This window comes from Nocardioides sp. GY 10113 (assembly GCF_004919105.1).
Lineage (GTDB): Bacteria > Actinomycetota > Actinomycetes > Propionibacteriales > Nocardioidaceae > Nocardioides.
The window spans coordinates 369,352-392,883 of sequence record NZ_STGK01000002.1; the positions used below are offsets into that span (position 1 = coordinate 369,352).

Below are 23,532 nucleotides of genomic sequence, written 5' to 3' on the forward strand. Positions count from 1 at the left end.
CTCAGAGCCCCGCCACGTAGATCGAGCGCATCACCTCGGCGGCCGTGGTGGTGCCGGCGGACACCAGCCGCAGGGCCTCCTCCTGCAGCGTCCGCATCCCCTGGCGACGTGCCAGCCGGCGCATCTCGTCGTGGGGCGCGTGGTCCACGATCATCGCGCGCACCTCGTCGCTGATCACCAACATCTCGTAGACGCCGATCCGGTCCAGGAAGCCGGTGTGCGCGCAGAAGTGGCAGCCCGCCCCGCGGCGGTAGCCGCCGACCGGCTCCTCCCCGCCGTGGGCGCGGACGAAGAGCTGCTCCTCGGCGCTCGGCTCGTACGGCTCCAGGCACGAGGTGCAGCTGCGCCGGACCAGCCGCTGCGCCATCACCGCGGTCACCGAGGAGGCGATCAGGAACGCCTCGATGCCCATGTCGAGCAGTCGGTAGAGCGCGGAGACGGCGTCGGTGGCATGCAGCGAGGAGAGCACCAGGTGACCGGTGAGCGCGGACTGGACCGCGATCCGCGCGGTGTCGACGTCGCGGATCTCTCCGACCAGGATCACGTCCGGGTCCTGGCGCAGGATCGACTTCAGCCCGCCGGCGAAGGTGATGCCGGCCTGCTCGTTGATCTGGATCTGGTTGATCGAGTCGAAGGTGTACTCCACCGGGTCCTCGATCGTCATCAGGTTCTTGTCCACGCTGTTCAGCTCGCCCAGCGAGGCGTAGAGCGTGGTCGTCTTCCCACCACCGGTCGGCCCCGCGCAGATCACCATCCCGAACGGCGCGTGGATCAGCCGCGAGTAGCGCTCCGCGGTGGCGGCGGGCATCCCGAGGTCGGCCAGGCTGTAGAGCGGTCGGCTCTTGTCGAGGACCCGGAGCACCACCTTCTCCCCGCCCACCACCGCGGTGGTGGAGACCCTGATGTCGACCTCGCGGCCGTCGATCTCCATGCTGATCTGGCCGTCCTGCGGCCGGCGCCGCTCCACGATGTTCATGCCGCCGAGGACCTTGACCCGGCTGACGACGGCCGGCCCGATCGAGCCGGGCAGGTCGAGCACCTCGACCAGCGCGCCGTCGATCCGGTAGCGGACGCGGACCCGCTCCCCGGTCGGCTCGACGTGGATGTCCGAGGCGCGGTCGCGCAGTGCCTGGGTGATGATCATCTGCACCACCCGGACCACCGGCGCGTCCTCGTTGACGGTCACGGTCTCCAGTCGCGCGGCCTCCCGGCGCAGCGCGTCCCGGGCCTCGTAGACCTCGACCTGGCTGCCCACCTCGCGGGTCGCCCGGTAGGCCAGGTCGATCGCCCGGTCCAGGTCGCCCGCGGTGGCGACCAGGGGGCGCACGGTCCGTCCGAGGGCGGCCGCGAGAGCCGCGGTCGCCTCCGGGGCCGGATCGAGCACGGCCACGACGACGGGCCCCCGCACCGAGTCGGCGGCCGGGTCGGCGCCGGGGTCGGCGTCCCCGGGGCTGGCGCCGTCGGCGCTCGCGAACCCGACCGGCAGCGCGCGCAGCCCGCGCGCCTGCTCGCGGGTGAGCAGCCCCGTCGCCTGCGGGTCGACGACCAGCTCGCGGAAGTCCGCCACCTCGACGCCGTGGTGCTCGGCCACCGCCCGGGCGAGCGCCGCCGCGGTGACGGTCCCGGCGGCGGTCAACCGCTCGGCCAGCGTGCCGGCGCCGTCCGGGTCGGCGTGGCGGGCCGCGTCGAGCTGGTACGGCTGGACCAGTCCGGCACCGACCAGGATCTGTCCGAGCCGCTCGTCGGCCTCCTCCGGCCGGGGCGCGACCAGGGTCTCCTCGTGGCTCCCCCGCCTCATCCTGCGCATCGCCGCCCCCTCACTGCCCCAGGCCGGCGGCGATCCGCGGCCGGGTCACGATGTCCTTCGGGTAGAGGCTGCGCGCGAGGGCGTCCTCCTCGCTCACCAGGCCCTCGGCGAGCAACGCCGAGAGCGAGGCCTCCAGGGTGACCATCCCCTCGCGGGTTCCGGTGACCAGGGAGTTGCGCAGCTGGTGGGTCTTGCCCTCCTTGATCAGGTTGCGCACCGCGGGGGTGGCGACCAGCACCTCGTACGCCGCCACCAGCCCGCCGCCGACCCGGGGCAGCAGCCGCTGGTAGACCACGCAGGAGAGCGCCGAGGCGAGCTGGACGCGGACCTGTGCCTGCTGCTCGGCCGGGAAGACGTCGATCATCCGGCCCAGCGACTGCGCGGTGTCGTTGGTGTGCAGCGTGGCGAAGACCTGGTGGCCGGTCTCGGCGACGGTGAGCGCGAACGCGATCGACTCCAGGTCGCGCATCTCGCCGACCAGCAGCACGTCGGGGTCCTCCCGCAGCACCGAGCGCAGCGCGTCGTTGAAGGTCCAGGTGTCCGTGCCGACCTCGCGCTGGCTGACCGCCGAGCGCTTGTGCTCGTGCAGGTACTCGATCGGGTCCTCGACGGTGACGATGTGGCAGGCCCGCTCGGTGTTGATCCGGTCGATCATCGAGGCCAGGGTGGTCGACTTGCCCGACCCGGTCGGCCCGGTGACCAGCACCAGCCCCTGACGCTGGTGCACCACCTCTTGCAGCACCGGCGGCAGGCCGAGCTCGGCGGGCGTGGGCACGACCCGCGGGATCAGCCGCAGCGCGATCGCCGTCAGCCCGCGCTGGGTGTAGGCGTTGCCGCGGATCCGGGCCTGATCACGCCAGGAGAAGGAGAAGTCGAACTCGTGCTGGGTCGCCCACACGCCCCGCTGCTCGGGGGTGAGCACCTCCTCCAGCAGCTCCTCGGTGTCGGCCCCGTTGAGCACCGGGGCGTCGTCCATCGGCTGGAGCTCGCCGTCGACGCGGAGCATCGGCGGCAGGCCCGCGGTCAGCAGCAGGTCGGTGCCGCCGGACTGCCAGACGATCGAGAGCAGCAGGTCGATGCGCTCGCCGATGAGTCGCACGTGGTTCATGGGGGTACCTCCGGGACCGGGAACTGCGGTGGAGGGCCGCCGCGGGCGCGGCGACCCTCCGTGACGCGGGAGCGGCGAAGCCTCAGCAGCCGTCGCCGTTGGCGCCGACCACAGATCCGTCGGCGACCGCGTAGACGACCCGGACCGCCTCATCGACGTCGGTGTCGCTCGGGTCAGACTTCAAGAAACCTTCGGTCACGGCCTCGCCCAGGTCGTCGGGGTATCGGGATTTCTGCGCGTAGAACGCCTCGACGGCAGTCTCCGCCGTTGACACGTTCGCCTTGCAGGCCGCCTCCGTGCTGTTGTTGTTGATACCGCGAACGGAGAAGACCACGACCGCGGCGAGCACGCCGAGGATCACGATCACGATCAGGAGCTCGATCAGGGTGAAGCCGGACTGGTCGCGGCGGGCAGCCTGGAGGCGGTCGAGAGTGGCACGCATGGGAATTCCTCGCATCGTTGACATCGGGGGGAGCACGCACCGGTCAACGAGACACGGTGTCGCAGAGAACCAATCAACGACCCCCAACGGCCACCGGCCGGCGAAGTGCCGGTTCCTTTACCTTCGGGCGCGGATGATCCCCAGAATGAGGTAGGCCCGCCTCCCCGTCGAGGGAGGCGGGCCCATCGCGCGCGGCGCGCCCGTGGTCAGGCCGAGGTCAGGCCCCGGAGGCCTCAGCGGCCGGATCGCCGGGCCCGGAGGGCGGGTCCCCCGCCGCCGGCGCGGGCTCGTCCAGCGGCGACCCGATCAGGCCCGAGATCCACCGCGCGTTGGGGTCCGCGTCCACGAACACCGACTTCACCAGCAGCGTCATCGGCACCGCGAGGACGGCGCCGAGCGGACCCAGGATCCAGGCCCAGACCACCAGCGACAGGAACGTGATGCTCGCCGAGATCCCGACCGCGTCGCCCACGATCTTCGGCTGGATCACCGACTGGATCACCACGTTGATCACGCAGTAGGCGATGATCACCCACAGCATCAGGCTCCACCCGCCCTCGAGCAGCGCCAGCACCGCCGGCGGGATCAGGCCCAGCACGAAGCCGATGTTCGGCACGTAGTTGGTGATGAACGCCAGCAGGCCCCAGAGCACGGCCCCGGGGACGCCGAGCGCCCACAGCACGCCGGTGTCGATCACCGCGACGATCAGGCCGAAGACCGTGGAGACCACCAGGTAGCGCCGGGTGCCGCGGGCGAAGGAGCTGAGCGCGCCCGTGAACGCCGCGCGGTCCGCGCTGACCGCCCCCAGGTTCCGGACGAACGGGTCGGCGTCCACCGCCATGAACAGGATCAGCGCGGCGATGAAGGCGATGTTCGTGCCCAGCGACAGGATCGATCCGAGCAGCCCGCCGAGCAGGCTGGTCACCTTGCCGAGGTCGAGCGACTGGAGCATGGTGTCGATCTGGCCCGGGTGGACGCCGAGGGAGTCGAGCAGGTCGCGGACGTTGTCGAGCAGGCCGTTGAGCTCGTCCTTGTAGTCGGGCACCAGCGCCGCGAACCGCGCCAGGGCGACGATCATCGCGCCGATGAACGCCAGCAGGCCGACGTAGACGACCAGGAGGGTGACCAGGGTGCCGAGCGTGCGGGGCCACCCGCGGCCGACCAGCCAGGTCCGGATCGGGTCCGCGGCGATCGCCAGCATCAGCGCCAGCGCCGCCGGCGCGAGGATCCCGGCCACCGCCTTCATCCCCGCCACGGCGACCACCGCGGAAGCCAGGCCGAGCAGGATCAGGACGCCCCGGGGCAAGCCCGACCGCGCCGCTTCCCGCTGAGGTTCCGTCGTCATGAGTCCTCCTGCTCCGCGGCCGTGGTGGCCTGCTTACCCGTCATTCTGGCCCCGCCACCGTCTCCGTGGTCGGCACTTGCCCCGGTGCGCCGCGCTCCGGTCATCTGCTCCCGCACCGCGCCGACCAGCACCGAGCCGCCCGCGGCGACGAAGACGATGTCGAAGGCCATCTGCATCGAGACCAGCGCACGGGCGGTCTGTCCCGCGGCGTGCACGTCGCCGAGGCCGACGGTGGTCATCACCTGGAGCGTGAAGTAGAGCGCGTCGGTCCGGGTCTCGAGCTGCACCATCTCGCCGGGCCGGACCGTCTCCAGCGCGTAGTAGCCGAACGCGAAGACGGCCACCACGAGCATCACCATCGTGACCAGGAACGGCAGCCGCACCTCCTGCTCGAGCAGCGACCGGCGGACCTGGCCCACCAGCACCCACGCGATCACCGCCACGCCGAGCACGGTGACGGCCGCGGGTCCGATCGCCCGGCCGCCGGAGAGCTCGACCGGCACGGCGTAGTAGGCCACCAGCACGCCGACCACGCTGACGCCGACGCGGATCCAGGGGTGCCGCGGGGGCCGCCGGGCCCAGGCCCGGAACCGCTGCCACGGGCCGCTCATCCGCTCGCCCCCACCCGCTCCGCGTCGTCGCCCGGGGACCTCCGCGGCAGGTCGGTGCGGTGGCCGAGCTGCTCGAGCATGTCGACCAGCACCCGGTGCAGCTGCGCCGCGCCGACGATCTGCCCGCGGGCCTCAGCGGACGCGGCGGCGCCCAGCAGCCGGGTCGGCGCGACCAGCACGCCGCGGTCCTGCCAGCCGCCGAGGCCGCCGTGGGAGCCGACCATCTCCTCGAACGCGGTCACCTCGCCGGTGGACCGGTCCACCGCGCCGAGGACGTAGAGGTCCGGCGCCAGGTCGTGGCCGAGCGCCTCGGCGAGCATCCGCGGGCCGTGCTCGGGCAGCGCGGCCATCGGGTCCGTGCCGTCCACCTCACCGGTGGCCAGGTTGCGGGCGCCCGCGCCGCCGATCGCCCACGGCACGCCCGCCGCGTCGACACCGGCCACCGCCTCGACGCCCGGGTGCGCGGCCAGCCCGGGGACCAGCTCGGGCCACTGGGCGTCCAGCTCCGCCAGGGTCATCCGGCGCCGGAAGCCGACGTTCTGGCCGGCGTAGACCAGCCCGAGGCTGCCGGACCCGATCACCACCGGGTCCACCGAGCCCGACTCCCCCGGCGCCGACCCGCCCCCCGGCCCGGTCTGCTGGCCGCCGGACGACGCCGGTGCCCCCGCGTCGGCGCGCCGGGAGAGCCGGCGGGACACCGAGCCGGCGGCCCGCTCGCCCAGCGAGTCGGCGCCGGCGGCGTCGTCGACGATGCTCGCCACCCGTCCCCACGACTCCACCGGGCGGCCCTCCCAGGTCACGTCCTCGTGCATCAGCCGGCGGCAGACCTCGGCCAGGTCCTCGCCGTGCGCCTGCTCGAAGGGCTGTCCCAGCACCTGGCCGTGGTCGGAGAGCAGCACGATCTCGTACGGGCGCGGCGCGCGCGCCGCGATCTGCTCCAGCATCGCCACCAGCTGGTCCAGCTCGGCGAGCACGTCCAGCGCCTCCAGCCGCATCGGTCCGGCGTGGTGCGCGACCTCGTCGTAGTCGACGAAGTCGACGTAGATCGAGCGCCGCCCGGCCATCAGCTCGCGCGCGACGACGGCCAGCGCCACGTCGCGGACCAGCCCGTTGGTCGCGGCGCGCAGCCCGGTGAAGGACCAGGGCCGCTCGACCCGCGGCACCACCTGCCGGTAGCGCTGACGCCGGGCCTGGAACCGCTCCCGGTTGATCTCGACGAGCGCACGCCCCAGGCTGCGCGCGAAGCCGTCGGGCCGGACGAAGAACCAGCCCAGCGCCCGCCGCGTCTCGAACTGGCCGCGGGAGACCTCGATCCTGCTCCAGACCATCGAGCTGCGGGCCGCGTCGCCGGAGAAGAGGTTGGCCACGGAGATGCCGTCGTCGGCCAGCAGTCCGCGGCCGTCGGAGACCCGCTCCTCGATCAGGCGCGCGTCCCCGGCCCGGTTGGCGACCACCACCCGGCCCACCTCGCGGTCGTACCAGCGGAACGCCGGGACGCCGTCGTAGGAGCCGTGCAGGATCCCCAGCTGGCTGGCCGGCGTGGTGCAGGGCAGCTGCACCAGCCACTCCCGGACCTGGTGGCTGCCCTCGCCCACCCAGCGGCGGACGGTCGGCATCAGCCCGGACTCCATCGCCCACTGCAGCGTCGGCGCCGGCACCCCGTCCAGCTGCACGAACAGCATCCCGGTCAGCCCGTCGTCGGCCGGCGGCGCGCCGCGGCCGGTGCCGACCAGCGCGGCGACCAGCGACTCCGGCGTGCCGGCGGTGACCAGCCAGCCGAGGAAGGTGCCGACCAGCGCCGACATCCAGGCCGCGGCCAGCGAGGTCCAGAAGGACGCCCCGCCGATCCCGGGCACCAACCACAGCGAGATCTGGATGACCACTCCCTGACCGACCAGGGCGACCAGCAGCACGCCGATCCAGCCGATCAGCGCCGCGAAGTAGACCAGTGCCGGGCGCAGCAGCGCCCCGACCGCGCCGGCGGCGGCCGCCGCCCACGCCCAGTCCCACGGGGAGTCCGCGTGCAGCCCCGGCAGCAGCGTGCCCGCGACCGCCAGGGCCACCGCGCTCGTCGCCCAGGTGACGATCAGCCGACCGAGGTCGCCCAGGCGCCAGCGCCACGGGGTCATCGGGGAGAACGCGGGGCGCACGCCCTTACCCTGCCGTACCCGCGACGGCCGCGCACCCAACTCCGCCGCCGGCCGGTGACCTCGGTCCCAGCAGCGGGCCGCCGGCCCGGCTCAGGCCGTCGCCGAGGCGGTCCGCGAGCCGCCGAGCACCAGCGTCACCTCGACGTCACCCACCCCGGAGACGCCCGCGGCGTCCAGGTCGTCGCGGAGCTCGTTGACGCCGAGCTCGTTGGTGGGCTTCAGCCCGAGGGCGACCACGTGCAGCGTCGTGCCGCGGACGAAGACGTCGCTGAGCTCCCAGCCGCGCTCGTCGGCCCAGTCCCTGGCGACCGTCTTGGACTGGGCGAGCAGGGTCTGCTGGCGCAGCACGGTCGCCGAGCCGGCCGAGAGCGGGCCGACCAGCAGCAGCAGCGACGCCGCCACCACCACCAGCGTCCGGCCGCGCAGAGTCCCGACGTCCACCCCTGCCGAGGGCGCCGCGCCGCGGATGCCGACCGCGAGCAGCACCGCCGTGCCGGTGGCGATGATCGCCGCCACGTTGGTGCCGAAGAGCAGCAGCGCACCGATCGCCTCGTCGCCCGCGCCCGCCTCCAACGTCAGCCCGACGACCGCCAGCGGCGGCACCAGCGAGATCGCGATCGCGACGCCCGGCAGCGTGTCGGAGACGTCGGACCGGGCCACCGCGAACGCGCCCACGAGGCCCGTCGCGATCGCGGCCAGCAGGTCGATCAGGCCGGGGCTCACCCGGCCGGCGACCTCGCTGTTGGTCGCCGCGGTCACCGGCAGCTGCACCAGCAGCCCGATCAGGTAGCCGATCACCACGACCGCGATCGAGGCCAGCGTCACCACCAGGACGTTGCGCAGGACCTGGCGGTGGTCGGCGAGCACGATCGCGAGGGCGGTGCCCAGGATCGGGGTCATCAGCGGCGCCACGATCATCGCGCCGATCACCGTGGCGGTGGACGTGACGACGACTCCCGCGGTGGCGATCACCCCCGAGAGCGCGAGCAGGATGGCGAACGAGGAGTAGTTGCGGCGGCGGTCTCCCCGGTCCAGGAAGAGCCGCTCGACGATGCGCGTGACGTCGCTGGCGTTCGCCCGGAACACGTCGGCCCAGGTGGTCATGGGCACAGTGTGCACCGCGGATCGGGTGGTACGGCGCGGACCTGCCGGAGACGTGACGGGCCGCCCGCGCGCGGCGCGGGCGGCCCGATGGATGGTCTCCCGACGTCGCCGTCAGGAGAGCGTCACTGCAGCGCCTTGGCCTTGAGCGCCGCGAACTCGGCGTCGTCGATCACGCCGGCGTCGTGCAGGCTCTTGGCCCGGGCGATCTCCTCGGCCGGCGAACCGGCCCCCGCGGAGACGGAGCGGATGTAGGTCTCCGCGTCGGCCTGCGCGGCCCGCGCGGCGGCCATGTTGCGCTCCGCCATCCCCCGGCCGCGGGCGATCAGGTAGACGAGCGCGGTGAGGAAGGGAACGAAGAGCAGGAAGAAGATCCAGACGGCCTTCAGCCAGCCGCTGAGCTCGTGGTCCCGGAACAGATCACCGATGATCTGGAAGAGGACCAAGAGGTAGGCGACGAAGAAGAAGATCTCGACGGAGAGCCAGAAGAAGTCCCAGAAACTGTCCACGACGCAACTAAACCGCAGTCTGCGACGTTCGCATAGGGCAGATTCCCCCTCATTCCAGGGGTCGTTCGGCCCGGTCGACGCTCACGAACAGGGCCGTCAGCGCCTCGACCATCGCGTCCCGCTCCACCTCGAGGTCGCCCTGGAGCACCGCGCCGAGCGCGTGGGCCACCCCGCCGATCAGGAATCGCGCTGCGATCCGCAGTCGGAGGGGGACCTCCCCCGCCTGTCCTGCGGCTCCGGACACCGCGGCCGGGTCCCCGCCCGACGCCGTCGCGGCGAGCATGCCGGCGAATCGCCGGGTCTCGGCGAGCACCCGCGGACCGAGCACCGGCGAGGAGATGGACTCGATCAGCGCGACCCGCCCCTTCCGGGGATCCTCGAGCATCAGGTCGACGACCTCGGCGAGGACGGCGCGGGTTCGAGCCGCCCTGGCCGACGGTCCACCGTCGCCGGTCGGAACACGGTCCAGCGCGGCGAGCGACCGCTCGGCGGCCTCCCGCGCCACCTCGTCGAAGACCGCGAGCTGCAGCGCGTCGAGGCTCCCGAAGCTCTCGTAGAAGTACCGGGCGGCCAGCCCCGACGCCTCGACCACCGCCCGGACGGTGGTGCCGGCGAGTCCGCGGGTGCCCATCACCTCCAGCCCCGCCTGGAGGAAGCGGGCGCGGCGCTCCGCGATCCGGTCGGCCGCGGCCACTCCGCCGTACTGTCGCGCTGCGCTGCTCACGACGCGAATGTTGACACAGCTGTGCGCAGAATCCTACGTTCTGCACACAGGCGTTGACTGTTGTCGTGCGCCGGACCCGAGGAGTCACCGTGACGCTCGCCGCTCCCCCGAGCACCCCCGACCACGGCCCCGCCGGCACCCCACCGGACGGCGCGATCCCCCCGTGGCACCCCGGGCAGCCGCACCACGAGCTGGCCGCCGACGTCCGCTGGTGGATGGGGATGCCGCTGGCCTTCGGCCTCTTCGGACGGCTCGCCCTCGACCAGGTCGCCTACCGCGAGGTGGCGGCAGCCGTCGACGCCACCGGACGGTTCGCGGAGAACTTCACCGACCGCGGCCTCCGCAGCTACCTCTGGGGGCCGCTGATGCTGTTCGGGGACGACGCCGACCGCCGCGCCACCGCAGCCCGGCTCAAGGACCTCCACGGCGCGGTCCGCGGCCGGGGCCGCGGGGAGTTCGCCGGCGAGCGGTACAGCGCCCTCGACCCGGCCCTGTGGAAGTGGGTCGGCACCAGCAGCCTGCTGGTCTTCTACAAGGGCTACGTGACCACCTACGCCGCCCGGCTCGACGCCGAGCAGCGCGAGGTCGTCTATCGCACGATCCTGTTCCTGAGCGACGTCGAGCTCCCCAGCGACCGGGCCGCGATCCCGGCCACCGTCGCGGAGATGGAGGCCTACTACGACCGGGTCGCCACGACCGAGCTCGCCGACAACGAGTTCCTGCAGTGGGCCAACCGGACCTTCTCCGCCCTGCCTGTCCCCACGCTGGTCGGACCCCGGTGGCTGCACCTGGCGATCACGCCGGCCTGGCGCCTGCTCACCCCCGTGCTCACCCGCCCTGCCCGGATCTGCGGAGAGGCGGCCGCACACCCGCGGATGCGCGAGCTGCTCGGCGTGCGGTGGAGCCGCGCCCGGCAGCGCGAGCTCGCGCTGTACGCCGCACTGATCCGTGCCGGCCGGCGCTGGCTGCCGCCCTGGCTCCTGCTGGAGCCGCTGGCCCACAACCGCTACCGGTACGAGCGGCTCCGCGCCGCCTACGCCGGGCCGGCGCTGACCTCGTTCGCCGCGCCGACCGCCTCCACGGACCCCGCCGGCTGAGCAGCCAGCGGCTCCACCGCGATCGGCACCCCGGACAGGTGCGCCATCCCGGCCAGCCGCTCCACCTCGCCGACCTCGGCGGCCACCAGCCGGTTCACGTTCGGCCCCCCGGCGGCGTTCGCACGCCGCCAGCCGCCGGCGTGGCCCCAGCCGTGCGGGACCGCGACCGTGCCCGGCCCCACCTCGTCGGTGACCCGCGCGACCGTCTCGATCTCGCCGTGGCGCGAGCGGATCCGCACGCCGGCGCCCTCCTCGACGCCGAGCGCCGCCGCGTCCACCGGGTTGATCCGCGCCCGGTGCCGGCGCGCCTCGCCCCGCATCAGGGTCGGGCTGTTGTGCAGCCACGAGTTGAGCGAACGCATCTCCCGCAGCGGGATCAGCCGCAACGGGTACGCCGGGTCGCTCTCGTGCCGGTCCCCCAACCGCGCCAGCTCCGCCACGATCTCCGGGGCGTCGAGCCGCACCCGGTGCCCCGGCAGCCGCACCACCTCCGTGCGCAGCCCGGTCGGCGGCGCGTCGGCCAGCACGATGCCGTGCGGCGCCGAGCGCACCCGTCGCGCCGACAGCCCGCCGCGACGCAGCCCGAACCGATCGCCGTAGGGACCGATCCTGACCAGCGCGTCCAGCACCCGGCGCGGGGTCAGGCCCAGCCGCCCGACCAGGCGGCCCGCCCGTCCCGGCGCGAAGGGCCCGAGGCCGGCGGCGCGCAGCACGTCGTCCAGCACCCGCCACTCCGGTCGCGCCTCGCCGTACGGGGCGACCACCGCGGGCGTCGCCTGCACGAACGGCTGCCCGGCGTTCGCCAGCATCACCGTGATGTCCTCGCGCTCCAGGAACGTGGTCGCGGGCAGCACGTAGTCGGCGTACCGGCTGGTCTCGTTGAGGTAGAGGTCGACCGCGACGTGCAGGTCGAGCGCCGGCAGCGCCGCGGTCAGCCGGTCCGGGTCCGGGGTGGAGTGGGCGGGGTTGCCGGCGAGGGTGAACAGCGCCCGCAGCTGGCCGGTGCCCGGCGTGACGATCTCGTCGGCGATCACCGCCGCCGGGAACGTCCCGAGCACGTCGGGGAAGCCACCGACCCGCGATCGGGCGGCACCGTAGCTGGCCTGGCCGGAGCGCTCCGCGAGGTCCTCCATCGGCACCACACCGCGGACGAAGAGCGCGCCGCCGGCCCGGTCCAGGTTGCCGGTGACGAGGTTGAGCACGTCGATCAGGTAGTTGGCCAGGGTGCCGTGACGGCCCAGGCAGACCCCGAGCCGGCCGTAGGCGACCGCCGACGGTGCGGCGGCGAAGTCGCGGGCCAGTCGCCGTACCTGCTCGGCGTGGACGCCCGTCCGCTCCTCGGTCCGCTCCGGCGGGTGGTCGGCGACCGCGCGCCGCACGAACGCGATCCCGGAGCTCTGCTCGGCGATCGCCGCCTCGTCCGCGAGACCCTCGCCGAGCACCACGTGCAGCAGCGAGAGCAGCAGCCACACGTCGGCGTCGGGGCGCACCGCCACGTGCTCGAAGGCCCGCGCGGTCTCGGTGCGGCGCGGGTCCACCACCACCACCCGGCCGCCGCGGCCGGTGATGTCCTTGAGCACCTCGCGGACCCGCGGCACCCGGACCAGGCTCATGTGCGAGACCAGCGGGTTGGCGCCGAGCACCAGCAGGAAGTCGGTGCGCCACAGGTCCGGGAAGGGGGTCTGGGTCAGGGCGCCGTAGAGCAGCCTGTTGGCCACCATCCGGCTGTTGGAGTCCTGCGAGCCCGGGGTGTAGATCTGCGGCACGCCGAGCGCTCCCCGGAACGCGCCGAGCCACAGCGCCAGCTCGCTGTTGAAGCCGGCCGGGTTGCCGACGTACATGCCGACCGAGGAGCCGCCGTGTCCGGCCACGACGTCCGCCAGGCGGGAGCCGATGTCGGCCAGCGCCCGGTCCCAGGAGACCCGCTCGAACGCCCCGTCCGGGCGCCGGCGCAGCGGGTGCAGCACGCGATCCTCGTCGTTCTGCACCTCGGTGAAGGCCAGTCCCTTGGGGCAGACCTGGCCCCGCGAGAGCGGATGGTCCGGATCCGGGGCGAGGCCGAGCAGCCGCCCGTCCTGCACCGTGGCGATCAGGCCGCACAGCGGCTCGCAGAGGCGGCAGAACGTCGGGTGCTGGGTCGCCCGGCTCGAATCGGACATGCGCGTCACCTCGAATGAGAACAGGTTCTCGCTGAGACTAGGGTCCGCTGTGGCCGCCGTCACCCCTACGCTGCCAGGCGTGGACTTCAGCAACCTGATGGAGCGCCGGTGGAGCTGCCGCGCGTTCCGCGACGAGCCGTTGCCCGACGACCTGCTCACCGAGCTCCTGGCCACCGCCCAGCGCACCCCGTCGTGGTGCAACAGCCAGCCGTGGCAGGTGCACCTCCTCGGCGGCGACGCGCTCGCCTGGTTCCGCACGGAGCTGGCGGGCCGCGTGGCCGCCGACCCGCTGGGGGTGGCCAGCGACCTGCCGCTGCCCGGCGGCTACCACGGGGTCTACGACGAGCGCCGGCGCGCGGCCGGGTACGCGCTCTACCAGAGCCTCGGCATCGACCGCTCCGACAAGGCAGCGCGGGCCGCGGCGATGATGGAGAACTACGACTTCTTCGGCGCGCCGAACGCGCTGATCGTCACGACCGACAAGGCACAGGGACCCTACGGAGCCGTCGACTGCGGCGCCTACGTCACCAACCTGATGAACGCCGCCCTGGACCGGGGCGTCGCGACGATCGCCCAGGGCGCGATCGGGGTCTACGCGGGCGTCGTACGGGATCTGCTGGACCTGCCCGAGGACCGGCTCGTCGTCTGCGCGGTGGCGCTCGGCTGGCCGGCCGAGGAGCACCCGGTCAACGGCTTCCGCACCGATCGGGCCGACCTGACCGACGTGGTGCACGTGGTGGCGGCGCCGTGACCGATCCCCTCCTGGTCGAGCGCGACGGCGGCGTGCTGGTCATGACGCTGAACCGGCCGGCGAAGCGCAACGCGCTGGACCGCTCGCTGACCGACGCCCTCTCCGCCGCACTGGACACCCTCGACGACGACCCGTCGCTGCACGTCGGGATCGTCGGCGCGCAGGGCCCGGTCTTCAGCGCCGGGACCGACCTGACCGAGCCGGCCAGCCCGGCCACCGACCGCGGCGGGGAGTACGGCGCGGTCCGGCGCCGGCGGAGCACGCCGCTGATCGCGGCCGTCGACGGGCCGGCGCTGGGCGGCGGGTTCGAGCTGGTGCTGGCCTGCGACCTCGTCGTGGCAGGCCGGGATGCGCGGTTCGGACTGCCGGAGGTGGCCCGGGGGCTGGTGCCGACCTGCGCCGGGCTGTTCCGGGCGCCCGACCGGCTGCCGCCGACGATCGCGGCCGAGCTCGTGCTGACCGGCGACCCGATCGACGCCGACCGCGCCCACCAGGTCGGGCTGGTCAACGTGCTGGTGGCCGCCGGCGAGGCACTGGAGGCCGCCCGGGCCCTGGCCGCGCGGATCCAGCGCAACTCCCCCGACGCGGTCTCCGCGGCGCTCCGGGCGCTGCACGACGGACGGGCGCCGGCCGAGGCGACCGGCTGGACCGCCACCGACCTGGCGATCGAGCGGATGCTGCGCTCCCCCGACGTGACCGAGGGGGTCACCGCCTTCTTCGAGCGGCGCCGGCCGCGCTGGTCCCGCTGACCGCGCTCGTACGGGCGGACGGGCGGACGGGCGGACGGGCGGACGGGCGCCCACCCTCCCCGCGAGTGGGTGGAAAGCACCGCCCGAGTCGTGAGAAAGCGCCGCCCGAGATGGTGCCTTCTCACGACTCGGCCGGCGCTTTCCACCCACTCGGGCGGGGCTTTCGACCGACTCGCGGTGTCAGAGGTTGAGCAGGGCGATGCAGACCGTCGATCCCGCGAGGATGCTGAGCGCGCCGTTGCGCCGCCACAGGTGGGTGCCGATCGTGACCGCGGCGCCGAGCAGCCTTGCGGTCGTCCCGGAGGGGTCGGACAGGTCGAGGCCGGAGAGGCAGTAGACGACCAGGATCACCACGACGCCCAGCGGCATCCAGCGGGCCAGGTCGAGCAGCAGCGCGGAGCCGCGCAGCCGGTCGGCGATCGCGAACGGCAGCGCCCGGGTGGCCACGGTGACCGCGATCGCGACCGCGAGACCGGCGCCGAGGTAGAGCGGGTCAGGCACCGGCCACCGCCACCGGACGCAGGCGGCGCGCGTGGTGACGCACGGCCATCGCGGCACCGAAGCCGACCATCGCCACCAGCAGCATGGCGCCCGGGAAGAGCAGCATCGCGCCGGCCGCGGCCGCCACCGCGACCATCAGCCCCAGGCGGTCCGGGGCGGCCCGGAAGGCGTCGAGGGCCAGTACCAGGAAGAGGGCGGTGAGCACGAAGTCGAGACCCTCCAGGCCCTGCAGCAGCGAGGCGCCGAGCACGCTGCCCAGCAGCGACCCGCCCGCCCAGGAGAGATGGGTGCCGGCCTGGGTCCACAGGATCCGACCGGTGCTGAGCTCGGCGGGCGCCTTCGTGCTCAGCATCGCGAAGGCCTCGTCGGTGAGCGAGAAGACGCTGTAGGCCTTCCCCCACCGTCCCCGGACCCGGCCGAGCGGGAACGACAGCCCGTAGAACAGGTGCCGGGCGTTGACCATGAACGTCGTCGTGCCGACGGCGAGCAGCGGAGCGCCCACCGCCCACATCCCGATCAGCAGGAACTCCGCGGAGCCGGCGAAGAGCGTCAGCGAGACCAGCGGAGAGAACCACCACGGGAAGCCGGTGCCGACCGAGAGCACCCCGAGCCCGACCCCCAGGGCGCCGACGCCGATCCAGACCGGGCCGGCCTCGGCCACGGCCGGCGCCAGACCCGACCGCAGACCCGATCGCGGGCCCGACGCGGGACGCGCTGGCGTCGCCGTCGCGGCCTGGTCGAGAAGCATGGGCGCACGCTAGGGGGATTCGCACGCAATGTGCTGTCCCGTTGTTGCCGAACTCGCCCCGAGCGCGCACTCTGATGGGTATGGACGATCTCGACCGCGCAATTATCGACGAGTTGCGGCGCGACGGGCGGCTCACGAACCAGGAACTGGCCTCCCGCGTCGGCCTCACGCCCGCCCCGTGCCTGCGCCGGGTACGCCGCCTGGAGGCCGACGGCGTGATCCTCGGCTACACCGCGCGCGTGGACGAGGCGGCGCTCGGGCGCGGCTTGGAGGTGATCATCAACGCCGACCTGGTCGCCAAGGACCTGGCCACCGTCGAGGCGTTCGAGGCGCGCGTGGCGGCGCTCGACGAGGTCGCCGAGCTGCGCCGGATGTTCGGCCTGCCCGACTACATGATCCGGGCCCGTACGGCGGACTTCGCCTCCTACGAGAAGTGGCTGACCAGCAAGATCCTGGGCGACCCGGCCATCGCCCGGGTCGACTCCCGGCTCACGATGAAGATCGTCAAGTCAGCGGGCTGACCCCGCGCCCGGCGTGCCGCCTGGTGGACCCGACCCGCGGGTAGCATCCGTGGCCCTGAGACTCGATGCATGCGTCAGCTGAGCGCCTTCGACAGCCAGTTCCTGCAGATCGAGTCCGCCACCACCCTCGGCCATGTCGGCACGCTGATCACGCTCGACACCCGGGAGGCGCCCGCCTGGGGTCTCGGGGTGGTCCGTTCACTGCTCGCCGAGCGGGTCCACCTGGCACCGGTCTTCCGGCAGCGGCTGGTCCAGGTTCCGTTCCGGTTGACCCGGCCGTACTGGGTGCCCGACCCCGACTTCGACCTTGCCCACCACGTCCGCGAGGTCGGCCTCCCGGCGGGCGGCACCGAGGTGCAGCTGGGCGAGCTGGTCGCCTTCCTGCACAGCCTCCCGCTCGATCGCTCGCGTCCGCTGTGGGAGGCATGGGTGATCACCGGGCTGGCCGACGGCGCCGCCGCCATCTACACCAAGGTGCACCACTCCGCCATCGACGGGCTCTCCGGCGCGGAGGTGCTCGCGGCGGTGCTCGACCTGACCCGGGAGCCGCGGGCGGTCGAGCCCGAGCCCACGGGACTGATGGCGCTGCCCCTGCCGACGCCGACGACGGTCGTCCGGCAGGCGGCACGGACACTGGTGCGCGCACCGAGGGCGGTGGTCGGCGCGACATCCACGCTGGTGCGCCATCTCGACCAGGTGCCCGGCGCGGCCAGGATCCCCACCGCACGGGTGGTGAGCCAGGCCGCCGACCTGACGATGCGCGCCTTCGGCGCGCCCGCACGCCCGCGGGCGCCGAGGCTGCTCCGCGCACCGGACACTCCGCTCAACCGGCCGATCTCCTCGCGGCGCTGCTTCGCGTACGGCTCGATCGCGCTGGGCGACGTCCGGCGGGTCCGGCGCCATGCCGGCGGGACGACGAACGACGCGGTGATGGCGCTCTGCACCACCGCACTGCGGCGCTGGCTGCTGGATCACGACGGCCTCCCCGACACGCCGCTGGTCGCCGCGGTCCCGGTGTCGACACGGGTACGGGGACGGAAGGGCGAGGGCAACGAGATCGCGACGATGCTGGCCGCCCTGCCCACCCACATCGCCGATCCGCTGGAGCGCCTGCGCGCCACCCGTGACGAGATGGCCCGGGCCAAGGACGACTTCGACGCCTCTCCCATCGGCCTGCTGCACGACCTTGCCGTGCTGGTGCCGCCGGTGCTCAACGGAGCGGCGGTCAACGCGCTGATGCGGCTCGCGGCGATCCCCGGGGTCCCGTTCAACGTGATGGTGAGCAACGTCCCCGGGCCGCCGCGCGAGCTCTTCGTGGCCGGCGCCCGGGTGCAGGGGATGTACCCAGCGTCCGTGATCACCGACCTCACCGGAGCACTGAACATCACGCTGTTCTCGTACCGCGGCTCCCTGGACTTCGGGCTCATCGCCGACCCGGCCCTGGTCCCGGATGTGTGGAACCTGGTCCGCTACCTGCAGGAGGCGGTTGCGGAGCTGATCGATGCCATCGACGCCGACGACGACCGGCCCGGGTCGAGTCGTGTGCCTGACACCGCCCCCTAGCGGGTTCTCGGGCACACGACCGCCTGTGGACGACCGCTCCAGCGGCGCCGGTCAGTCCACGCCGGCAGCCGCCACGGCCCGGTCGGCCAGCTCGGTGCCGGCGCCGTCGTACAGCTGGAAGCCGGTGTCGGCGCCCCGGGCGGTGGCCTGGGCCAGGTCCTCGTCGAACTGGGCGACCACCGCGACCGTCCCCGGGTAGCCGCTCTCCCGGAGTCGGTTCAGCACCGCGAGGTTGCTGCCGTGGAACGGCATCGCGAGGAGCACCATCCGAGTGCCGTGGAAGGCGTCGGCGGTCCACATCTCCGGGTCGGTCGCGTCGCCCTCCACCACGTGGTAGCCGGCGCCGACCAGCCGCTGGCAGCGCTCCCGGTCGGTCTCGATCCCCATCACGCGCAGGCCGAAGCCGTCGCGGAGCCGCTCGTAGGCCGCGCGACCGACCCGCCCCATCCCCAGTACGACGGCCTGGGTGTCGCCCACGTCGAGCAGCCGGTCCTCGGGGTGGATCCGGTCCAGCGGCCGGTCCGGCAGCAGCCGGCGCAGCAGCCGGACCAGGCCGTCCCCGCGGAAGGGCAGCGCCGAGAGCACGAAGCTGGCGGCGACGGCCGTGCCGAGGATCTGGATCCAGTCCTCCGACAGCAGGCCCTCGGGGGCGGCGACGACGACGATCAGGCCGAACTCCGAGAAGTTCGCCAGCCCCAGGCCGGTCAGCACCGCGGTCCGGCGGCGGAACCGGAAGAGCCAGAAGAGCAGGGCGAACCCGAGCGCCTGCAGCGGGAGGAGCACCAGCAGGACCGCGACGACCAGCACCTCCGAGGGACTCGGCAGGCCGCCCAGGCCGATCGAGACGAAGAAGCCGACCAGCAGCAGGTCCTTGAGGGTGAACAGGCTCTTGGCGAGCTCGCCGGAGCGGGGCGCGGTGGCCAGCAGCATGCCCATCACCAGGGCCCCGAGGTCGCCCTTCACCCCGAGGGAGTCGAAGAGCCAGTAGCCCGGCACGAAGGCGAGGACCACGCCGTACAGCGGCAGCAGCTCGTCGTGGCCGAGCCGGGTCAGGAAGAGCCGGAGCAGCGGGGCGGCGGGGAGCACCAGGAGCAGGAGAACGGCCCAGGGGCTCGGCGGGTGGCCCTCGGCGAGCGCGATGAAGGCGACGGCGGCCAGGTCCTGGATCACCAGCACGCCGATCGCGGTGCGCCCGCTCAGCGATCGGGTCGCGTTGCGCTCCTCGAGGAGCTTGACCACCAGCACCGTGCTGGAGAAGGAGAGGGCGAAGCCGACGAAGAGCCACCCCTCCGCGCCCGCGTCGGCGGCGGCCGCGATGCCGACCAGCGCGAGGACGCCGACCAGCGCGGCGCCGATGATCGTGCTGGCCACCATGTGCAGCGTGGTGGTCGCCCAGACCTCACGCCGGATCAGCGCACGCAGGTCCACCTTGAGGCCGACGCCGAAGAGGAGCACGGTGACGCCGAGGTCGGCGACCGTCTCGATCGACGGGGTGGCCTCGACGCCGAGAGGACTGAGCACGAAACCCGCCGCCAGGAAGCCGGCCAGGGGCGGCAGGCGCAGGGCGGTGGCGACGGCGCCACCGATCAGGGCGGCGAGGACGATCACCTCGGTGTCGTGCACGGACCTCTCCTCGGCTCGGGTGCCCCGATCCTCCCAGCCCTGCGTTTCGGGCTCGGCACAACCTCAGAAACCGGCGAGCCGCGGCGGCGGGACCACCCCACCAACCGCCATAGATCATATATTCTGCGCCGTCATGGCCTTCAGCACGATCAGCGACCTCGACCCGGCCGCCTCCCAGGCGCGCAGCCACGACCTCCGCAAACGACTCCTCGCCTCGGAGTCGACGACCTACGCCACGGGCCCCACCGGCACCGGGAACGGCGAGCGGGTGCTGGTGCTCGGTGGCACCGGCTACATCGGGCGGGCGCTGGTGCCCGAGCTGGCCCGGCGGGGCTACGCGCCCGTGGTCCTCGCCCGCGGCGCCGAGGCCGCCGAGGACCCGGCCTTCGCCGAGGCCGAGGTGATCCTCGGCGACCCGACCCGGCCCGGCGACGTGGCGCGTGCGGTCGACGCCGGCGACACCGCGGTGGTGATCTCCCTGCTCAGCGGCCGCCGTCCCAACGACGCCGAGGAGTGCCGGCTGGTCGACCACGAGGCGGTGGTCAACGGCATCAGGGCCGCCGTCGAGCACCGGGTCCGGCAGTTCATCCACGTCAGCGACTTCGGTGCCTACCGGCCCGAGCTGATCCCGCAGGTCTACAAGCTCCAGGTCGAGGGCGAGCTGATGGGCCAGCACCACGGCCCGCTCCCCTGGACCATCATCCGGCCGACGGCGTACTTCCCGTACCTGTCGATGACCTTCGGCGACGTCAAGAACGGCCTGGCCTACCGGATCTTCGACCACGGCGAGTACAACGTGGTCAACCCGATCGCCCGCGAGGACCTCGCCGAGTTCATCACCAACCAGGTGCTGGCCACCGACGCCCTCGGCCGGGTGCTGCCGGTCGGCGGGCCGTGGGTGCCGGAGAACGTGGTCACCCTCCGGGACGCCGGCCAGATGATGTTCGACATCACCGGCCGCGACCCGCAGTGGGACGTGGTCCCGATGGCGACCTGGGACAAGAAGATCGCCCGGCTGGTCCGGATCGGCCGGATGAGCGCCAAGGTGCGGCCAGTCGCCTACTACCTCGAGGCCGCGAAGTACTGGTCGGTGGTCGACCACGTCGCCCCGGCGTACGGCGAGCGCACGCTGCACGGCTTCATGGAGAAGCTGAAGGACCGGGAGTTCCCCACCGGCAGCTTCCGCGAGCGGATGAGGAGCGGCACCAACGTGATGCCGACCGACATCTGACCGGTCCGGTCCAGCGCCGGCTCAGGGCTGGGGCAGCGGCACCCGCAGGAACCTCGGGCGGTAGAGCAGCGGGTCGCGCATCACCTCGCCGAGGTCGGTGCTGTTGCGGCTGTAGGAGACGAGCACCGACCCCGGCTCCGGGAGCAGCTCGGGGTGGGCCAACGGCATGTACCGCAGCTGTCCGGTCGCGGCGTCCGAGGGCAGCTCGGCCACCGCGGGCTGGGCGGTGAACGGGCCGGTCGGCGACGGCGAGGTCCAGAACACCAGGTCGGAACCGAAGACCTCGTCCCGCTTGCTGAAGGCGTACCACGTGCCGTCCCGCTCGAAGACGCTGAGCGTCTGGGAGACGCCGTCCTCGGAGCCGATCAGGGTGGCGGCATCGTCGGCCGCTCGCGTCCACCCCGCGCCGTCCCAGTAGCGCCAGCGCTGCAGGTCGCCGACATCCTCGGGGCGCACCCTCGCCACATGCAGCGAGAAGCCCGTGCCGAGCTCGGGGTCCGGCGGTCGCGCGGTGCCGTAGGCGTAGAGCCAGCCGCCGTCGACCACGCTGGCCGCACCCCACATCGGCCGGGTGGTGTCCGGGTCGTCGACGCCCAGGTCGCGGACCTCGAGGAGCTGCGGCGTCCCGCCGACCGGGACCAGGTACGTCGCCACCGCGGGGCCGACGTTCGCGAAGCCGAAGGGGCCGGTCCCGGTCGTCCGGACCCGCTGCGCGAAGACCGTGACCAGGTCGTAGCCGGGGTAGGAGGTCGCGGTCAGCGACATCGGCCAGTAGCCGACCTCGCCCCGGTCGGGGATCACCGCGCCACCGCCCTCGGGCAGCACGACCTGGAGGCAGTCCTCCCCCACCACCAGCATCGAGTTGCGCACGAGCATCGTGCCGGCTCCGGCCTGGCGCAGGGTGTCGCCGAACATCCACACGGTGCGCCCGTCCTGGAGCATGATCTCGGCGCCGACGTCGCCTCCCTGGAACTCCGGTGAGTCGCGGAGCGAGGTCAGCCGATTGAGATCCTCCGTGGTCTCCAGGCGCCCGGTCTCGGCACAGGTCGTGCTGGCGGCGAGGCTGGCCATGCCCATCGGCGTGGGGTCCGCGGTCGGCGTGAGCATCAGCACCGGGGTCGCCACCGCGAGCACGGCGACGAGGCCGACCAGCACCCGGAACCGCCACTGGGCGGGCGCGGTGCCGCGCGCGACCTCGGGCTCCCGCCCGGCCGCGGCGTCCCGGATCGCGGCGGCGCGGCACAGGACCAGCACCGCCAGCGCCAGCACGACGTTGCCGACCAGGATCACCAGCGGCACCAGCAGCGCGTGGTCCTCGGCCGAGGAGAGCCCGGCCAGGGCGGCGGTCGCCGCGCCGATGCCCGTCTGCCGCACCACGGCCGCGGCGACCGGACCGAGGAGCGCCTCGTGCCCGGCGATCAGCAGCGGGGCGGGGAGCACCATCAGCAGCAGCCCGGCCAGCGCGAGGCCGTGCAGTCGCAGCAGCGCCTCCCAGGCGAGCGTGGCGAGGCCGGCGCCGAACGCGAGCAACGCGAGCAGCGCCGCCGCCGCGACCGGCGCCCGGTCGGCGTCGGTCGGCGGTCGCAGGTCGGGCGCCACCAGCGCGACCGCCGCGACGAGGCCGGCCAGCACGCCCACCGCGGCGATCCGGACCAGACCGCGGAGCAGCGTGCGCGGGACCGGCCCCCAGAGCATCGACATCACCGCCACCAGCAGGTACGCCGCCGCGACGGCGGCCGCGGCGGCGGTCAGGGCGGCGCCGTCGGGCACCGCGCGGCCGGGCACCTCGCTCACCTCGATGCTGCGGCCGTAGCGCGCCTCGACGGCCCGCGCCCCGGCGACCGCCCGGGCCCGGACCTGCGGGTGCAGGCCGTCGCGCACCAGCACGTCGTCCTGGGTGGCGCGCAGGTCCAGCACCAGGGCACCGACGACGTCGCCGCCGGAGACCGCCGCCCGGGCGTCCGCCTCGGTGGCGGCGACCCCGACGTCCAGCGGCCGGCCGGGCAGGCTGCCGGCAGCCACCGCCAACGGCTGGGCGACCACGTCGGGACCGACCAGCAGCACCGGCGCCTCCCGCAGGTCCGCGCCGCGACCGTGCAGCACCGCCGGGATCAGCCAGGCCACGCCGAGCAGCGCCAGGACCGCCAACGCGGCGATCCGCGCCGTCCTAGATCTCACGGACCACCCGGGCCGGCGAGCCGACCGCGACGACCCGGGGCGGCAGGCTCCGGGTCACCACGGACCCGGCGCCGACCACGGTGTCGGCGCCGATCGTCACCCCGGGGCAGACGATCGTGCCGCCGCCGAGCCAGACGTTGTCGCCGATCGTGATCGGCAGCGCCGACTCCCATTTCTCGCGGCGCGGCTGCGGCTCGACCGGGTGCGTGGCCGTCAGCAGCTGGACGTTCGGGCCGATCTGGACGTCCTCGCCGATCACGACCCGCGCGACGTCGAGGACCACCAGCCCGAAGTTCGCGAAGGAGCGGGCCCCGAACCGGATCTGGTGCCCGTAGTCGCAGTGGAACGGCGGGCGGATCTCGGCGTCGGCGCCGTACTCCCCCAGCAGCTCGGCGAAGAGCGCACGCACCGTCGTCCGGTCGGTGGGGTCGGCGCCGTTGATCCGGTGCGTCAGACGCTGGGCGCGCGCCAGGTCGGCGACGATCTCCGGGCCCTCGGCGCGGTAGAGGTCGCCGGCGAGCATCCGTTCCCGCATGCTCCGCTGGTCCGCCATGGCATCAACCTAGGGTGTCGGCCCCAACGGTCGCCGCTCGCCTCCCCACTCGAGATCCGTG

The 23,532-nt window shown here is 73.7% G+C and carries 21 protein-coding genes; 6 read left to right on the top strand and 15 right to left on the bottom strand.

Features of this window, described 5'->3' with window-relative positions:
• Nucleotide 1: 1 nt before the first annotated feature.
• From E8D34_RS04095 to E8D34_RS04135, 9 genes are all read right to left on the bottom strand, one after another.
• Nucleotides 2–1,807 (bottom strand): ATPase, T2SS/T4P/T4SS family, encoded by a 1,806-nt coding sequence (locus E8D34_RS04095; RefSeq protein ID WP_240771081.1) that lies wholly within the window; start codon nucleotides 1,805–1,807, stop codon nucleotides 2–4.
• Nucleotides 1,808–1,817: 10 nt separating this feature from the next.
• Complete coding sequence (locus E8D34_RS04100) at nucleotides 1,818–2,915, bottom strand: type IV pilus twitching motility protein PilT (RefSeq protein WP_136593294.1); 1,098 nt, start codon at nucleotides 2,913–2,915, stop codon at nucleotides 1,818–1,820.
• 82 nt (nucleotides 2,916–2,997) lie between these two features.
• On the bottom strand, nucleotides 2,998–3,357 hold the full coding sequence (locus tag E8D34_RS21490) for a prepilin-type N-terminal cleavage/methylation domain-containing protein (RefSeq protein WP_136593295.1): 360 nt from the start codon (nucleotides 3,355–3,357) through the stop codon (nucleotides 2,998–3,000).
• A 217-nt stretch (nucleotides 3,358–3,574) separates the two neighbouring features.
• Complete coding sequence (locus E8D34_RS04110; RefSeq protein ID WP_136593296.1) at nucleotides 3,575–4,702, bottom strand: AI-2E family transporter; 1,128 nt, start codon at nucleotides 4,700–4,702, stop codon at nucleotides 3,575–3,577.
• Nucleotides 4,699–5,313 carry a potassium channel family protein gene (locus E8D34_RS04115; protein ID WP_136593297.1) on the bottom strand — a complete coding sequence of 205 codons (615 nt, stop codon included), beginning with the start codon at nucleotides 5,311–5,313 and terminating at the stop codon, nucleotides 4,699–4,701. The genes E8D34_RS04110 and E8D34_RS04115 overlap by 4 nt, the downstream gene beginning before the upstream one ends.
• On the bottom strand, nucleotides 5,310–7,463 hold the full coding sequence (locus E8D34_RS04120; protein WP_136593298.1) for a phage holin family protein: 2,154 nt from the start codon (nucleotides 7,461–7,463) through the stop codon (nucleotides 5,310–5,312). Before E8D34_RS04120 ends, E8D34_RS04115 begins: the two co-directional genes overlap by 4 nt.
• A gap of 90 nt (nucleotides 7,464–7,553) precedes the next feature.
• Nucleotides 7,554–8,567, bottom strand: a complete 1,014-nt coding sequence (locus E8D34_RS04125; protein ID WP_136593299.1) for a DUF389 domain-containing protein — start codon at nucleotides 8,565–8,567, stop codon at nucleotides 7,554–7,556.
• A 122-nt stretch (nucleotides 8,568–8,689) separates the two neighbouring features.
• Nucleotides 8,690–9,073 (bottom strand): SHOCT domain-containing protein, encoded by a 384-nt coding sequence (locus tag E8D34_RS04130; RefSeq protein WP_136593300.1) that lies wholly within the window; start codon nucleotides 9,071–9,073, stop codon nucleotides 8,690–8,692.
• A 49-nt stretch (nucleotides 9,074–9,122) separates the two neighbouring features.
• Nucleotides 9,123–9,797, bottom strand: a complete 675-nt coding sequence (locus tag E8D34_RS04135) for a TetR family transcriptional regulator (RefSeq protein WP_240771082.1) — start codon at nucleotides 9,795–9,797, stop codon at nucleotides 9,123–9,125.
• 89 nt (nucleotides 9,798–9,886) lie between these two features.
• Here E8D34_RS04135 and E8D34_RS04140 point away from each other — a divergent pair, with 89 nt between their 5' ends.
• A complete protein-coding gene (locus E8D34_RS04140; RefSeq protein ID WP_206056546.1) occupies nucleotides 9,887–10,894 on the top strand; it encodes an oxygenase MpaB family protein in 1,008 nt (335 codons plus the stop codon).
• Here the strand turns inward: E8D34_RS04140 and E8D34_RS04145 are convergent.
• Nucleotides 10,831–13,053 carry a molybdopterin-dependent oxidoreductase gene (locus E8D34_RS04145; RefSeq protein WP_136593301.1) on the bottom strand — a complete coding sequence of 741 codons (2,223 nt, stop codon included), beginning with the start codon at nucleotides 13,051–13,053 and terminating at the stop codon, nucleotides 10,831–10,833. The two genes, E8D34_RS04140 and E8D34_RS04145, sit on opposite strands and share 64 nt — an antisense overlap.
• Before the next feature lie 79 nt (nucleotides 13,054–13,132).
• On the opposite strand from E8D34_RS04145, the gene E8D34_RS04150 reads away from it, so the two are divergent.
• Together E8D34_RS04150 and E8D34_RS04155 are read left to right on the top strand one after the other, a co-directional pair.
• Nucleotides 13,133–13,804: a nitroreductase gene (locus E8D34_RS04150; protein ID WP_240771083.1), complete on the top strand. Its 672-nt coding sequence runs from the start codon at nucleotides 13,133–13,135 to the stop codon at nucleotides 13,802–13,804.
• Complete coding sequence (locus E8D34_RS04155; RefSeq protein ID WP_136593302.1) at nucleotides 13,801–14,553, top strand: enoyl-CoA hydratase-related protein; 753 nt, start codon at nucleotides 13,801–13,803, stop codon at nucleotides 14,551–14,553. Before E8D34_RS04150 ends, E8D34_RS04155 begins: the two co-directional genes overlap by 4 nt.
• Before the next feature lie 180 nt (nucleotides 14,554–14,733).
• Here the strand turns inward: E8D34_RS04155 and E8D34_RS04160 are convergent, their stop codons facing one another.
• Both E8D34_RS04160 and E8D34_RS04165 read right to left on the bottom strand, forming a co-directional pair.
• Entirely contained in the window at nucleotides 14,734–15,054 is a 321-nt protein-coding gene (locus E8D34_RS04160; protein ID WP_136593303.1) for an AzlD domain-containing protein, read from the bottom strand.
• Complete coding sequence (locus E8D34_RS04165) at nucleotides 15,047–15,802, bottom strand: AzlC family ABC transporter permease (protein ID WP_136593304.1); 756 nt, start codon at nucleotides 15,800–15,802, stop codon at nucleotides 15,047–15,049. The genes E8D34_RS04160 and E8D34_RS04165 overlap by 8 nt, the downstream gene beginning before the upstream one ends.
• 80 nt (nucleotides 15,803–15,882) lie before the next feature.
• Here E8D34_RS04165 and E8D34_RS04170 point away from each other — a divergent pair, with 80 nt between their 5' ends.
• Together E8D34_RS04170 and E8D34_RS04175 are read left to right on the top strand one after the other, a co-directional pair.
• Nucleotides 15,883–16,323: an Lrp/AsnC family transcriptional regulator gene (locus E8D34_RS04170; RefSeq protein WP_136593305.1), complete on the top strand. Its 441-nt coding sequence runs from the start codon at nucleotides 15,883–15,885 to the stop codon at nucleotides 16,321–16,323.
• 69 nt (nucleotides 16,324–16,392) lie between these two features.
• A complete protein-coding gene (locus E8D34_RS04175) occupies nucleotides 16,393–17,886 on the top strand; it encodes a wax ester/triacylglycerol synthase family O-acyltransferase (protein WP_136593306.1) in 1,494 nt (497 codons plus the stop codon).
• Between the two features lie 51 nt (nucleotides 17,887–17,937).
• Here the strand turns inward: E8D34_RS04175 and E8D34_RS04180 are convergent, their stop codons facing one another.
• Nucleotides 17,938–19,509: a cation:proton antiporter family protein gene (locus E8D34_RS04180; RefSeq protein ID WP_136593307.1), complete on the bottom strand. Its 1,572-nt coding sequence runs from the start codon at nucleotides 19,507–19,509 to the stop codon at nucleotides 17,938–17,940.
• Between the two features lie 133 nt (nucleotides 19,510–19,642).
• On the opposite strand from E8D34_RS04180, the gene E8D34_RS04185 reads away from it, so the two are divergent.
• Nucleotides 19,643–20,740, top strand: a complete 1,098-nt coding sequence (locus E8D34_RS04185) for an NAD(P)H-binding protein (protein WP_136593308.1) — start codon at nucleotides 19,643–19,645, stop codon at nucleotides 20,738–20,740.
• Between the two features lie 21 nt (nucleotides 20,741–20,761).
• Here E8D34_RS04185 and E8D34_RS04190 read toward each other — a convergent pair whose 3' ends face one another.
• Together E8D34_RS04190 and E8D34_RS04195 are read right to left on the bottom strand one after the other, a co-directional pair.
• Nucleotides 20,762–22,918: a DUF4185 domain-containing protein gene (locus E8D34_RS04190; RefSeq protein WP_136593309.1), complete on the bottom strand. Its 2,157-nt coding sequence runs from the start codon at nucleotides 22,916–22,918 to the stop codon at nucleotides 20,762–20,764.
• Complete coding sequence (locus E8D34_RS04195; protein WP_136593310.1) at nucleotides 22,908–23,471, bottom strand: sugar O-acetyltransferase; 564 nt, start codon at nucleotides 23,469–23,471, stop codon at nucleotides 22,908–22,910. The genes E8D34_RS04190 and E8D34_RS04195 overlap by 11 nt, the downstream gene beginning before the upstream one ends.
• Nucleotides 23,472–23,532: the final 61 nt, after the last annotated feature.

Excerpts from the sequence above, each read along its gene's own strand:
- E8D34_RS04095 (WP_240771081.1), bottom strand. The coding sequence starts at position 1,807 with ATGCGCAGGATGAGGCGGGGGAGCCACGAGGAGACCCTGGTCGCGCCC.
- E8D34_RS04100 (WP_136593294.1), bottom strand. The coding sequence starts at position 2,915 with ATGAACCACGTGCGACTCATCGGCGAGCGCATCGACCTGCTGCTCTCG.
- E8D34_RS21490 (WP_136593295.1), bottom strand. The coding sequence starts at position 3,357 with ATGCGTGCCACTCTCGACCGCCTCCAGGCTGCCCGCCGCGACCAGTCC.
- E8D34_RS04110 (WP_136593296.1), bottom strand. The coding sequence starts at position 4,702 with ATGACGACGGAACCTCAGCGGGAAGCGGCGCGGTCGGGCTTGCCCCGG.
- E8D34_RS04115 (WP_136593297.1), bottom strand. The coding sequence starts at position 5,313 with ATGAGCGGCCCGTGGCAGCGGTTCCGGGCCTGGGCCCGGCGGCCCCCG.
- E8D34_RS04125 (WP_136593299.1), bottom strand. The coding sequence starts at position 8,567 with ATGACCACCTGGGCCGACGTGTTCCGGGCGAACGCCAGCGACGTCACG.
- E8D34_RS04145 (WP_136593301.1), bottom strand. The coding sequence starts at position 13,053 with ATGTCCGATTCGAGCCGGGCGACCCAGCACCCGACGTTCTGCCGCCTC.
- E8D34_RS04165 (WP_136593304.1), bottom strand. The coding sequence starts at position 15,802 with ATGCTTCTCGACCAGGCCGCGACGGCGACGCCAGCGCGTCCCGCGTCG.
- E8D34_RS04170 (WP_136593305.1), top strand. The coding sequence starts at position 15,883 with ATGGACGATCTCGACCGCGCAATTATCGACGAGTTGCGGCGCGACGGG.
- E8D34_RS04175 (WP_136593306.1), top strand. The coding sequence starts at position 16,393 with ATGCGTCAGCTGAGCGCCTTCGACAGCCAGTTCCTGCAGATCGAGTCC.
- E8D34_RS04185 (WP_136593308.1), top strand. The coding sequence starts at position 19,643 with ATGGCCTTCAGCACGATCAGCGACCTCGACCCGGCCGCCTCCCAGGCG.
- E8D34_RS04195 (WP_136593310.1), bottom strand. The coding sequence starts at position 23,471 with ATGGCGGACCAGCGGAGCATGCGGGAACGGATGCTCGCCGGCGACCTC.